Annotated in this window: 10 protein-coding genes; 1 reads left to right on the top strand and 9 read right to left on the bottom strand. The window is 59.0% G+C overall.

What is annotated here, in order from left to right:
* The 7 genes from B5E56_RS13465 to B5E56_RS13435 form a co-directional block, all read right to left on the bottom strand.
* The coding region (locus tag B5E56_RS13465) for a vWA domain-containing protein (RefSeq protein ID WP_143383183.1) at positions 1-2,990 on the bottom strand (2,990 nt) is incomplete at its 3' end.
* Positions 2,991-3,117: 127 nt separating this feature from the next.
* The gene (locus B5E56_RS13460) at positions 3,118-4,005 is read right to left on the bottom strand and encodes a tyrosine-type recombinase/integrase (RefSeq protein ID WP_087391042.1); all 888 of its coding nucleotides are present in this window, start codon (positions 4,003-4,005) and stop codon (positions 3,118-3,120) included.
* A 294-nt stretch (positions 4,006-4,299) separates the two neighbouring features.
* On the bottom strand, positions 4,300-5,145 hold the full coding sequence (locus tag B5E56_RS13455) for a tyrosine-type recombinase/integrase (protein ID WP_087391038.1): 846 nt from the start codon (positions 5,143-5,145) through the stop codon (positions 4,300-4,302).
* A 155-nt stretch (positions 5,146-5,300) separates the two neighbouring features.
* A complete protein-coding gene (locus B5E56_RS14965; protein ID WP_242958996.1) occupies positions 5,301-7,370 on the bottom strand; it encodes a C40 family peptidase in 2,070 nt (689 codons plus the stop codon).
* Between the two features lie 35 nt (positions 7,371-7,405).
* Complete coding sequence (locus B5E56_RS13445) at positions 7,406-8,485, bottom strand: DNA cytosine methyltransferase (RefSeq protein WP_087391045.1); 1,080 nt, start codon at positions 8,483-8,485, stop codon at positions 7,406-7,408.
* Between the two features lie 38 nt (positions 8,486-8,523).
* Positions 8,524-10,851: a VirB4-like conjugal transfer ATPase, CD1110 family gene (locus tag B5E56_RS13440; RefSeq protein WP_087391036.1), complete on the bottom strand. Its 2,328-nt coding sequence runs from the start codon at positions 10,849-10,851 to the stop codon at positions 8,524-8,526.
* The gene (locus B5E56_RS13435) at positions 10,844-11,176 is read right to left on the bottom strand and encodes a PrgI family protein (protein ID WP_275532733.1); all 333 of its coding nucleotides are present in this window, start codon (positions 11,174-11,176) and stop codon (positions 10,844-10,846) included. Before B5E56_RS13435 ends, B5E56_RS13440 begins: the two co-directional genes overlap by 8 nt.
* Before the next feature lie 127 nt (positions 11,177-11,303).
* On the opposite strand from B5E56_RS13435, the gene B5E56_RS13430 reads away from it, so the two are divergent.
* Positions 11,304-11,639 carry a hypothetical protein gene (locus B5E56_RS13430; protein WP_087391031.1) on the top strand — a complete coding sequence of 112 codons (336 nt, stop codon included), beginning with the start codon at positions 11,304-11,306 and terminating at the stop codon, positions 11,637-11,639.
* 48 nt (positions 11,640-11,687) lie between these two features.
* Here B5E56_RS13430 and B5E56_RS13425 read toward each other — a convergent pair whose 3' ends face one another.
* Together B5E56_RS13425 and B5E56_RS13415 are read right to left on the bottom strand one after the other, a co-directional pair.
* The gene (locus B5E56_RS13425; RefSeq protein WP_087391028.1) at positions 11,688-12,527 is read right to left on the bottom strand and encodes a hypothetical protein; all 840 of its coding nucleotides are present in this window, start codon (positions 12,525-12,527) and stop codon (positions 11,688-11,690) included.
* Positions 12,528-12,914: 387 nt separating this feature from the next.
* Positions 12,915-13,256: a glutamyl-tRNA amidotransferase gene (locus tag B5E56_RS13415; RefSeq protein WP_087391023.1), complete on the bottom strand. Its 342-nt coding sequence runs from the start codon at positions 13,254-13,256 to the stop codon at positions 12,915-12,917.
* Positions 13,257-13,264: the final 8 nt, after the last annotated feature.

The raw sequence follows: 13,264 nt of genomic DNA, 5'->3' as shown, positions 1-13,264 counted from the left end.
TCCTGATCGGCTTCCTGCTCGACAACCGTATAGGTTATATCCACCGGCAGGCCGGAAGCGGTCTTGCTTTCCCCATGTTTCAGTGCAAAGGAGGCAACACCATTTTCAAAGGTCATGTCACCGTAGGTGTCGGAGATGAAAGTGTCACCCAGCGTTACCGTGAAATGGAACTCCTTTGTGGTATCTCCGTTGTTACCGGCCACCGTTTTGGAAACCGTCAGGCTCCCCGTTTCCGGTTTGGGATCTGGCCCCGGCTCCGGGTCGTCCTCTTTCGTGAAGGTGTTAATCACCTGAATGTCCGCCGCGTTTGTGTCCGCTGCAAAATTTTCTCCTTTGTCATCTGCCGCAGCTGTGTTATCGTCCTTATAAGAGACCGTATACCCATTCGTCGGCGTTTCGCTGACCTTTATGTTGATCCCCTTCGGCAAGAACAGGCGAATCACCTGCCCGCTCTTGATTGTAAGGTACGCGGTTCCAGATTGGTCAAAGGTCACTGTATCGCTTGTGGGATTATGACCTTCGCTGTTGTACACCTCACAGAAAAATGTTCCGGTCAATGGAACATCGTCATCACGAGCATCTTTCAGCTCTAGCGTAAACTCAGTATCTTTTGCGTTTTCAGGCAGTTCTTCCCCCTCTGCCGCTTGCACGGTTTTGGAGATGGTCAGCTCTCCCAGCGGGTTTTCCAGCCCCAGGCGGCCGTTGTTGCCCAGGTAGGCAAGAAATTCGCCGAGATTCCCCGCTTTTTCCGTCGCATAGTAGGAGTAATCCGCCGTTTTGCTGGGATTCGTTTCGTCGGTTTTCTCAGTGCGGGCATCCTTCATGCTAACCTTTTTCAGGATACTGCGGCTGAGGACGAGCTGTTGGCTTCCATCTTCCAACGTTTTAACTTTCGTATCGGCCTTCTCCAAATCGTTGCGCCCCAGCCAGCCGGGTACACAGATGGAAACCCCGTTCTCATCTTTACAGTAATAATCCTGCTTGACGTAGTAAGCTGTTTTTTCTTGATACTCCGTGGCCACTGTGCCTTTTTGATCGGTATACAGCACCGTTCCCGCAGGCGCATAGTAAAAGGGGTTGGTATCCCCAGCGGTGAACTCTGCGGTGACGTTTCCGGCGGTCTTCCCTCCGCTGATTTCCTGTTTGTCGTAAGCATTGCAGTAAAACAGGACGGTTCCATCATCGGCTGTATTTGCCGCAATATATTCCGGGCTGACGCCGGCCAGGGTCTCCCGGTCCACCTCGTCCATCAACCCCACGGAGTAGACGATGCGCATGGGGGCATCGTCCTTTGTCTCGTGGATCGCAATTTCGTTCTCCGAATTCAGCCGGATCGTATTGCTGCGCATCGGCATGACGCTGGCAGGGATCTTGATGGTCACGGTCTGGTGGGGGCCGTCCTCCTGCTCCACCTGAATTACAATGTCTGACAGGGATTTTTCACCATAGACGGGGCTGTCTACTTCTCCTGTAAACACATATGTAGTGCAATTTCCTGATGTACTCGTACTCTTCTCTTTAAAAACTTGGTTTTGGAAAATGATACACTTGACGTCCTTCACTTCCATATACTCCCCCAGAGGGGCAGTATAGGTGACGTAGCCGCTCTTTGTAGGGTCACCGCCCTCCGGAACATCGGTAGGCGGCTGCGCTTCGGCAAGGATGATTTCCTTGGTGATGGTTCGGAAGGCGTCCGCCAGCTCGTCTGCGTTGCTGGTGTCAAAGAACGCATCGACATAATCGTAGCTCTTAGGGACGATGCTACCATTGGCATCTTTAGCGGCCTCGAAAGTGATGCCGCTGATGACAGGGGAAGAGCTCCCTGTTTGATATATGCTCCACAAGTTCTTTGTTAACGTTACAGTATCATTTGGGTGCTCTTCCATGTATTTCGACGGGTTCAAAAGCAACTGCATGAGCTCTGTAGTAGACAGGCCCACGGTGTACATGGAGCAGCTTTCATATCTCTGCTCAGCTTCATATTTTAGATAGGCCGCGGTCAAAAGAGTGGCAAAGGCAAGATTTCCGCCATTTGCCTGATTGTATTCGCCCTCATTCGTCGTCATATTCTTGTACCACGGCGTATTCTCAATTTGCTTTGCCAAGGTGTTGGAATCGCCGTCCGTGATCACGATCACGTTGGCCCGCCGGCTTTTCAAATTTTGCCCAGTGCCATCCTGCCAACCTTCTCGAAACATCTTCAGGGCCTCGTAAAGCCCAGCCTGCATACTGGTCCAGTCGCTGAGCATATTGACCTCGCCACCCTCAATATTGCACCGCACCCAGTTTCTATTATTTGCACCAGGTATCGATTTACTGACAGAGAAAAAGCGATTCTCCGTTTTGTAGATTACTGGTTTGTCCCCCTGATAACCTGTAACAGGGATCTCGGCATTTGCCTCATCTTCATCAACCGCTGTGATATCGCCTAGTCTTGTCAATGGCAGGAGCACATCGCTTAATCCACAAAAGGTGACGATCCCCACCCGATTGTCTGCATTGGCCTGTTTCAGGGTTGTAATGGTCTCGTCCATGGCGTCCAGCATGGCCTTGGTACGGGTCGTACTAAACTCCTTATCTGTTACATACTCTCCGTTCATATCCCGATTCATCGTCATGGAGAAATCCAGCACGAAGATCGTGTCCGAAGGGGTGGTGTCAGGCAGGATCGACACCTCCGAGGTGCTAGACAGGGCGGAATAAGTGACCAGGAAGTCCTCGCCGTCTTCTCGTGTAATTTGTTCACTACCAACCCCATCAAAGGTCAGTGGATCTGCCGTCGAAACGGTGTGGTCCACCCACATCCGCCCGGCGTTTTGAGTGGAGGTGGCATCTTTACCCAAAACATTTTTATAACCGTAACGGGTGTCCCCGTCGGCCACTGCCGAGGCCGCCGGTTCCGCCGGGCCATCCTCCTGGAAGGCAGAGACCGGCAGCGTAGTCCATAAGATACAGGCCGCCATCAGGCCGGCCAACATTCGCTTTTTCATCTCATTCGCTCTCCTCTTCGATTTTCCAGGTACCCACGAAGTTGATGTACCGGTGTCGCCGCTGCAGGCGAACTTTATCTAAATCAAGTAAGTCTGCGCTGGGGGTATTTCTGCCGGCTTGGTTTCCCTACACATTCCACCCCACCAGCAGCTGCTCCTGCTCCAGCAGGCGCTCGTGGCTCTGCTCCAGCAGGATTCTCACGCTGGCCTCCAGCTGGGCCACCGTGGACAGGTACAGCTTCCGCAGACAGCGGGGGTTGCACTTCTCCGGCGCCACCCGGGCGGTCGGGGCCAGATTTTGGACGCAGGCCGTGACTGCGGTGCGGTTGATAGGCTTTCCCGTCCGGGTCACGAAGATGGGGCCGGAGGTGGTGCGCTCCTGCCGGGCGTAGTCCAACAGCTCCTTCTGCAGACAGGATGGGATCACCGCCGGGCACTGTGCCCTTCCGGGTTGGGCCGGAATCCGGCCCTCCCGTATCGCCTCCACCGTCAGGCAGGGCAGCTCCTGTACGTTCAGGCCCAGGACAGTGAAGGTCTTGACCAGCAGATAGGTCCGCTCCTTGCCCAGATGCCGGGCGGCAGACAGCAGGCGCAGGTACTCGTTGCGGGTGAGCTCCGGCTGCACGTCGTCCACCTCCAGCTGGCCGGTCAGTTGAAGCTCTCTCCGCCCCAGCCACGACAGGAAGCTGTTTGCAACGGAGACAGACGCGTTGACCGTGCGGGGGGCATAGCCCTGCTCCAGAAGATCGGCGCGCCAGTCCTTTAAGGTACTTTCGGTAATCTGTTTTCCCTCTGGCAGGAACTGATAAAATCTCAGCAGATCGTGCTTGTACTTTTTAACCGAGCCCGGAACGCATCCCCGCTCCGGCAAAGCAGATATGTATTCCGTGATCTGCTCTCGGGTCATCACCAGACTGGGCTGTCCCTCTGTCTGCCAGGAAACCGCGCTCTGATGCGCCTGGTCTGTCTCCAGAGGGTTCCAGGTTCTGGCATCCTGATGTGTATGCGCCTTCATACGCTCTCACCCTCTTTCCATTTTTCAAAATCATCATTTTGACCTATAGTTGAGGAAAACACACGCCCTTCGACTACATCATAACGAATTTAGCATATCATATCATCCCTGGAAAAACAAGACATTTCGGGGCTCAGGGCACACAAATCCAGACCGAAAAAGAGGAAAATTTTGCGGCCTGCTCTTTTCATGTCCATTATCCCGTTTCTTTGGAGCTTTATTCTGTTTTCATGGCCCGTCGGTCTCTCTCGGGCGCACGCATACCCTTTCGACAGGTCAAAATGATGATTCAGACTAAGATACCAGTCCTAACCGGTCCAGCAGCCTAGTGTGTTCCGCACCGGTGGTCATGAGATAGATGCGCGTGGTGTCGATGGAGCTGTGGCCCAGCACGTCGGCCAGACGCACAATATCCTTGCACACTCTGTAAAAGGTGGTGGCGAATAGGTGCCGCAAATTGTGGGGGAACACCTTGGTGGGGGCCACCCCCGCCTCTTTGCACAGGCGCTTCATCTCCGCCCAAATCTGCCGGCGGCCCAGGCCCGTTCCGTTTCTGGTGAGAAAGATCTCGCCGGAGACGGTTTTTTGCGTTTTGGCGTACTTTAACAGCTTTCGGCACAGCTTCCCAGGCAGGAGGATGGTGCGGATCTTGCCCTTCAGCCGCACCTCCGCCCGGCCCGCTCTGGCGGCCTCCACGGTGAGATATCTCACCTCGCTCACCCGCACTCCGGTGGAGCAGATGGCCTCCATCAGCAGGGCCAGCCGGTTCTCCCCCCGCCTCCGGGCCGCCGCCAACAGGCGGTCGTACTCCGGCCGGGTGAGCTCCCGGCCCTCCTCCCGAAATGTGCGCCTCTGGATTTTCAGGAATTTCACCCGGCACTCCTCCCACCCCAGGAACCGAAACAGGTGGTTCACGGCGGAGAGCATGGAGTTCACCGTCACCGGGGCGTACCCCTGGGCGGTCAGGTGCTCCCGCCAGGCGGCGGCGAGCTCCGACGTCACGGAGCGGCCCTCCAGCCAGCGGGCAAACCGTTCCGCGTCCCGCAGGTACTTCTCTGCGGTTCCCGCCGACTTCTCCTCCCGGCGGAGCTGAGCCGCAAAGGCGGACAGCTGCGTCTGCGTCAATATATGCTCGTGCATGATACATCCCTCCTGCAAAGTAAGATACATCTATTTTAACGGAATAACCTGCCGCCTGGAGAAAAGCGCAGCTTTCGCGCCTCTGAACGGCAAAAAAGAACTCACGGTGAGACTGGATTCCGACAGGATTCGCGTCTCACCGTGAGATTTATTTTTTAGTTCCCATAGTAGTGGGGCCGCCCGATGGAGGTAAATCCCTCCAGCCCAGTGATGACCACATTGTTGGCGCTGAAGGCACAGTGAATAATGAGCAGGTCGCCGCTCTCGCCCCGGCCGCCCACAATGCCCACATGGGAGTCCTCCGGGTAAAACACCAGGTCGCCGGGCAGGGCCTCGTCCCAGAAGATGGGGTCGCAATAGGTATGCTGGGCGTGGGCCCCTCCGCTGTGGCCGATGATGTACTCGCCGCCGGACACATTGTAAAATACCCAGTCCACCAGGCCGGAGCAGTCCATCCCGTAGGGGCGGTAGGTGCCGGTGGTGGAGCTGCCCGCCGCCGTCACCTGGCGGAGCGTGCCCCAGGCGTCATTCCAGCCGATGGTCAGGGATTTTCCGCCCCAAAAATAATTGACTTTCCCCACCAGCTTGCAGGCGGTCTCCACCACGGCCCGGCGCTCCGGATCCAGGCCGGCGGGGAGATCCCGCAGCAGTTCCACAGCGTCGGCCTGGGTGATAGCCAGGTCACCCAGCAGAGCGACCAAGGAATCGCCCTCGGCCAGCAGGTCGGTGAGGGACTGGTTCTGAAATTCCGTGAAAGCGTAGGCCGTCCGCATTTCCTCCGCGGTTTTGGGGGTGATGGTGATGACCAGCACTTTCTCCGTCCAGGCGTCCCTGTCTCCGCTGGCCGGATGTTCTATGGTCTCCACCGTGGAAGATATGGCACACATATCCCAAAAGACATTCTTCAAAAGCTCCACCTTGTCCGGGGTGAGGGCGGCCACGTCGATCCCGTCCTCGGCTCTGGCGGTCTTGGCGGCAAAGACGGCGGCCACCTCGCTCCAGTCCGGGGGCTGGCCCTGAACATCCACCCGGTCATATCCGTTTCCGTCCTGGAGGTCGGTCAGTTTGTCCGCCAGCTCCACATTGATCTGGGCGACGGCGGCGCTGAGGGGTACGGCATCCCTAGACGGTTCGTTGGCAAAGAGGATGCCGAAGGGGGAGGCGAGCAGGGCGCCGATCAGCAGCACCACCGCCAGGGCCAGCACCAGCACCGCGCCGCCCACCAGGGACACCAGAGCGCTGACCATGGCGGCCACCGCCTTGGTCACACCCACCGCTGCCTTCCTGGAGAGGCCAGCGGCGGTCTTGGCGGCCTGTTTTGCCCGCTGTGCCATGCTCTTTTGGGCAGCGGACTGGGCCCTGCGGCGGGCGCGCTCCGCGATCCGTTTCGCGGCGGGCTTTCCCGTTTCCTGGAGTGTGGCTTTCCCGGCGGCGGCCCCTTTCCGCGCCGCCTGTTCCACCCTCTGGCGGGTCTTGGGGGTAAAGACCCCGCCGGGGGGCTTCTCCCTAGGGGCGGCGGAGCGCCGGGGGCGCTCCTTGATGGATGGGCGGTTGGAGGATGGATTTGATGGATAGATGGATTGATTTGCGGGAGGGAAGTGATTTTTAGGAGAAACTGCCTCCGGCGGGCGGCCGCCGTAGTAAGGTGAGGCCGGGGGCGCTTCGCGCCCCTGGGGGAAATCCCCGGTATGTCTGGCGCGCTCCAACTCCTTTGCCGCCTGCTGTTTCATCCGCTCCTGGGGTGTGGGCGGCGGCGTGTCTGTTTCTCCGGGGATGGAACTGGAAACTGGGCCGGTCTCCACCGTCCCGGTCTTTGCCCCGGACGGGCGGGCGGCGTTCTGCCCAGGAGCCGCGCCGCCCTGCCTTTGGCCTACGTTGTGCCCGGCCTGGCCGGAGCTGCCAGTGGGCCGGCGTTCCTGGGGGCGGCCTCCATCCCCCTTGACGGCCTCCGTCCGCTCCTTGGGGCGGTGATCCGGGTGGATGGCCCGGTCAATAAGGCGTTCCGCCTCCCGACTCACCTTGTCAAAGGCCGCCGCGCCGGTCTGCTCCACCTGATCCGCCGCCTGGACGTCGGCCGCAGGCTCCTGCCCGGCCCGTTTCTGTTCCACCAGCTCCTTGCGGAGCTTGGCGGTCATCTGGCGGCGGACGTCCCGCGCAGGCCGTCCGTTGCTTTTGCCTTTAGTCTTGATTTTATCGCTGGGGTCCCGTTCCCGTGGTTTTGGCATGGGTCACACCTCCGATTCGCGTCTCACGGCGAGATTTATTTTTCGACATGGTTCAGCGCCTCCGCGATCCCGGCCATAATGTAGTCGGCGCAGGGCAGGGCGATGGCGTTGCCCAGGGCCCGGTATCGGTGTACGGGGCGGATGGGTTCTCCATCCGCCCCGTACTGCGTCCACCCCTCCGGGAGCCCCATCATCCGCTCACATTCCCGCTCTGTGGGAAAGCGGATGCAGCCGCCCAGGGGATCATCCTCATACCAGAAGGCAAAGGGGGCCACTTCACTGGCTAAAAGGGTGGAAAAAGGGTCAGTTGGGAATCCAAAGCTGTCCCGGAAGCGGATGTGCTCCTGATTTTTGGCGGCCCCGCGCATACGGAATAGCTGAAAGGGGCGGACGACGGGTACACGCCCCCCTGTTTCAAGAAAAGGGCCTCGATCTCCCTGGGGGGCGGACAGCCCGCCCGCTGTGCCAGGCGCAGAAAGCGGGAGCATTGGGCGGGGCTTAAACAGTATTTCTCCAGCACGCTGCCCTCCAAAATCCGCCACGAGGAAGATGCGCTGCCGCCGTGCCAGGCGGGGGCTTGCCCAGTATTGGGCGTCCATGATCCTCCATGCCAGATCGGGGCGTCCCCCTCCCACCATTCCGGCGTATCCCCATCGTCCAGAGGCAGGCATTGGAATTTCGGCGTCCGGCCGGAAAGACTGGAGGACGGCAAGAAAATCCAGCCGGTCATTTGATAGCATCGCTCCGGCAACGTTCTCCCAAACAGCGATAATTGGAAACTGATCTCCAGTGGCATCCCTCATTTCTCGGATAATTCGGATGGCCTGATAGAACAGGCTGGACTTGGCCCCTGCCAGGCCGGTTCGATCTCCTATTCTGGAGAGGTTCTGGCAGGGTGAGCCAAAGGTGATGATGTGGACGGCGGGGATGGCCCCGCCGTCCAGCTTGGTAATGTCCCCCAGGTGTTCCATGCGGGGGAAGTGGCGCTTGGTGATGGAGATGGGAGCTTTCTCGATCTCACTGGCCCAGCAAGGGATGATCCCGTGTCGGCTGGCGGCCAGTGGAAACACGCCGATGCCGTCAAAGAGGCTCCCCAGGGTCAAGGGGCCCTCCATTTGCGTCTCACGGTGAGATTTATTTTTCGACGGCATTTTTACTTTTCCCCCGGCGTGGTGGACAGGAGCCGGTAGAGCTCGGTGTCCCTGGGAATGGTGTTGGAGAAAGGCACCAGGGAGCCGCCGATACGGAGCAGGCCGTGTCCGGGCTCGGCGTTGGTGATGTAGCCCAGCTGGGTGTCGGAGATGTGGAGGAGCTTGGCCAGCTCCGCCCGGTCGGTGGCGGCCTGGTTGAATAGCAGGAGAAATTCGGAGTTTGCCAGCATGAGGCGGGCCGTCTCAGAGCGCAGGCACTCCTCCACATTCTGGGTAGCGGCGGTCATAATGCCGGCGTATTTGCGGAACCGTTTCCAGGCCCGGTAGAGAAATTCCCCGGAGTAGTAGAACTTGAAAAACAAATATGCCTCGTCAATAAACACCCAGGTATACTTGCCCTTTTTGCGGTTCTCCATCACCCGGTTTTGGATGGCCTCCAGCGTGACCACCAGGGCGGTGGGCCGGAGCTGCTCCCCCATCTCGTACAGGTCAATGACGGTGAGCCGGTTGTTCATGTCCACATTCCCAGGGTGGGCAAAGACGTTCAGGCTGCCCTCGGTAATCAGCTCGGCGGCCAGGGCGATCTCCCGCGCCTCCGGGTCCACCTGTTTGAGCACCTCATTCCGCCAGTCGGTGAGCAGGGGCGCGGGGGCTTTCCCGTGGCTGTGGAAGTAGCTGTGGTAGACATTGGCGGTACAGCGGTCGATGATAGATTTGTGGCTGCCCGTCACCCGGCCCGCCCCCATCTGCTGTTCCAGAATGGTGGTGATTAACTCGGACTTGACGGCGATGGGGCTCTCCCCGTCCTCGTAGCCGTCTCCCAGCTCCAGAGGGTTGATGTGGTGGGGGCTGTGGGGGGAAATCTCGATGACAGTACCCAGTAGGGCGCGGGCCAGGTCGTCGTACTCTCGCTCGGCGTCGATGATGATAATGTCATCATCCGTCGCCATAGCCACATTTTCAATGGTGGACTTCATGGCGACGGATTTGCCGGAGCCAGACACGCCCAGATAAAAGGCGTGGGGGGAAATGAGCCGCTTGCGGTCGCAGATCAGCAGGTTCTTGGAAATGGCGTTGACTCCGTAGGACAGGCCGCCGGGGTCCTGAATTTCCTGCACCCGGAATGGCATGAGGACGGCGGCGCTCTCGGTGGTGAGGGTACGCAGGGCCTTTACCCGGCGCAGGCCATAGGGCAGGACGGTGTTCAGGCCGTCCTCCTGCTGGTAGCGCAGGATAGAGAACTGGCACAGGTGCTCCCGTCCGATGGACATAAGGGTTTCCGTGTCGGCGTCCAGCTGCTCCATGCTGTCCGCGATGTGGACCAGAGTGACCACGGCAAAAATCATGCGCTGATCGCGTTCGGTGAGGTCGGCCAGAAACTCCTTGGTCTCTCCCCGGAGCTGCTCCAGCTCGTAGGGCACGGAGGCGGTGAAGTTGTTCTTGTCGTTCTGCCGCTGCTGCCATCTGGTGATGTCCGTCTCGATGCCCAGGATTTGATTCTGCACGTCCCGTACTGCCTCGTCGGTGGGGATGGGCAGAATGTCGATGGACAGCATGAGGCTCCGGGAGAAGTCAGACAGGTCGGAGATCATGCTGTCCTTGATGTAGCTGGCGTAGTCTTTCAGGAATAGGACGCGGCCCACCTTGTCCCCCATCTCGAAGTGGCCGGATTTGAACGAAATTCCATCTGGGCAGATCAGGTCCCGGAAGTCCATGCCCCGCCGGATGCAGGCGCTCTGGTCAAAGGTGAAGTACGCTTCCTCTCCGGGGCGGAAGAAGTCATGGAGGATGCGGAGCCGGTCATGGTTGGAGAGGGCCCGCGCCCCGGAGTCCAGGCGGCCAAAGCTCTTGGACAGATTGCCATCCACCCGGCGGAAGTAGGAGCGCGTCTCCTCAATTTTCCGCTGGGCGATAGAGAGGGTGATGTACTTCTCCTGGACCAGATTGTTGCTCTCCGCCGCCCGTTGGGTCAAAATCTGGTTGGCCTCCCGGCGGTATCTGTCCAGGCCGTCCCCCTTTTCTTTCATCAGGATATTGCGGCGGAAGTCCACCGGATCCAGGTGGCGGTTGATGATGGTGATTTTCGCGGCGGCGTCGGTGGGCAGGGAGTTCAGGACGCCGCCGTAGGAGAGAAAGATGGCGCGCTGCTCGTCCTCGGAGGCGGCGGCGTAGTTGACGTCGGCAAAGCGCCACGTCCGGCTGTGTTTCCGGCCTACCTGCCAAATTCCGTCCCCATACATCCGCCGGATGGGGATGGACTGCTGAACGCTCCGGGGAATGAAAAAGCTGTCGCGCTCGCTCTTATTGGCGGCCAGGAGGGATTTAATCAAAGTCCTGGCCCCCTTTCCGCCGCAGGAGGTTGTAGTAGAAGTTTTCGGAGGCAAAGGGCCGGCCCCCGGCAAATAAAAGCTCCGACTTGACCACCGCCCACAAGAACTGCTCCAGGGTCAGGCCGTTGTAGTGGAAAAAGCCGGCCAGGGCGACCGGGGCGGCGGCCAGGATGCACACCCAGCTGGCCGTCTCTTTTCCGATGACCGGCCCCAGGCCCAGGTAAATGCCGGCGGCCGCTCCCACGGCGATCACAGCGCAAAAAAACTGCCGAGCGGTCAGGCCGAAAAAGATGGTCTCCTTGTGCTTGCGGACTTCCTTGGGAATTTTGATCTCGATAAAAAATCACCTCATATTCTTGCGAAAATTTGACAAGGTTTTTGAAACGCGGGATAATATTGGTAGGAAAAGTTGAGGAATTTCCAGAAAAACACTTGACAAGGAGGGCTTTTGTATGTTGGAGCTGCTGATCCTGCTGGCGCAATTCTGGTGCGCCCTGTTCGTGGTGGGTCTGGCCGGGATGCTCCTGGCGAAGATCCACCTGCTCCCGGCGGTGCTGTATGTGATGATCGTCAAGACGGTGGCGCCGGCCTGGGTAGAGGTGGAGCACACCAAATACCTGCTCATTCTGGCGGCGCTGATTTTGTACGCCGTCCTGCGGTGGGCGCTGAGGATCATCCGCTGGCGTCAGGAGGAACGGGCGGCGCGGGGCTATCTGCTGGCTACCGCCCGGCCCATGTACGAGATCACGGAGGATGGGCAGTACATTCCCATCCACTATGATGATTGAGCAGGAAACACAGAGGGGGCGGGCCTGCGGGCCCGTCCCCTCCTGCATTTATAAGCTGAACATCTCCTTGATAATGCGGTCAGAGCCGCGCACCAGGCCGGTGAGGATCAGCATATTGAATACCATCTGGCCGACATACTGCCAGACCATGGTGGCGGCGTCCAGGGTGGCGTCCGTCGCCGGGGTGCTGCTGGAGAGAAACGCGGAGTAGATAATGCAGGCCAGCACCACCACCGCCCCCTCCATGCACACACCGATATAGGATTTGATAAACTGCTTGCCGCTGGCGGACGTGCCTTCTCCGGCAAAGGAGGCCAGGGGCAGGGGTGCCAGGGCGGTGAACAGGTACATACGGAAAAACCGCCCATAGACAGTCAAAAGCAGGACGAAAGACAAAACCGTGATGACCAGAGAACCCAGGAAAGACACCAGCCACAGGGGAATACTCTCCAGCAGGCCCAGGCTCTCGATGGCGGTCACGATCTCCGTGGGCAGGGTGGTTGCGGTGGAGATGGAGGAACCCATGCCGCCCATGACGGTATTGATGATCCCGCCGCAGATATTGAAAATGGCGGTCATCAGCTCCATGCAGCTCCCCACGGCTACCTTTGCGATGATAAAGCGGATAAAATGGCGCAGGGCAAACTCCGGGCGCTGGAAGTCCCGGAAACTGGCGGCGCTCTGAAAGATGCCGATGGCAAAGAACAGCACTAACAGGCCGTAGCCGACGCCCACCAGGGCATTGTTGACGCCGGTGATGACGCGCCATATATCCCCGCCCTTGAACGTCTCTGGGGTCTGAGTGAGCAGGGCCCATATCTCGGCCAGCTTGCTGTTCCAGCCGGACAAGGCGTTTTCCAGTAGTCCCACGATCCAGTTGTCACTGATAGAAAATCACCTCCTCGTCGGAGCGAAATCCATTCCGCTCCGTTTCCGCTTGACAGCGAAAACTGCGCTTCATTTCTTTGCTCCTCCTCTCCCACTCAAAACCGCTTCGCTGGGTTTTGAGCGGGGGCCCAAAAGGGGATTTGCGTCTCATGGTGAGACACAAATCCCCCTCTTTTCGTTATCGCTTGTGCCGGCGGGGGCGAGGCGGTGGCCGGTTCACAATAGCGTCATCCCGGGGCCGCTCTGTCCTTGCCCTCCGCATGGCCTCGGTCTTGCTGTACCCGACGTAGAGCCGGTTGAACAGAGCCCCGTTGGGCGTCTCAAAGCATACGCTCCACCCGTTGGGCGTCAAGTCACACCAGAGGATGCGGTTGTATTTCCGCTCCGTCATACCACACCGATGGCGGTCAAAATCTCCTTGGCAAAGGCGATCATCAGTCCGCCGAACAGACACAGAAAGCCCTGGGTGCGCTGGCTGGCGTCGTGTGACTGGATAGACATACCCACCTGCACCACACCCCAGCCCAGGATGATGATGCCCAGGGCCCGGATGATGGAGAAGATAAAGTCGCTGAGGTTGTTTACGATGGTCAGCGGGTCGCTCCCGCCGCCGCTTCCGCTGGGGGCGGCCAGGGCCGGGACGGTGAGCATGGAGAGGGCGATCACCAGCGCCGTCCACAGGCGCATGGCGCTCCGCCCCCGTTTCTGGTCAAATACGGGTCTTTTCATGTTCCAAA

The organism is Flavonifractor sp. An112 (genome assembly GCF_002161085.1).
Classification (GTDB): domain Bacteria; phylum Bacillota; class Clostridia; order Oscillospirales; family Oscillospiraceae; genus Flavonifractor; species Flavonifractor avicola.
This window is presented reverse-complemented; position numbering and strand designations above follow the sequence as displayed.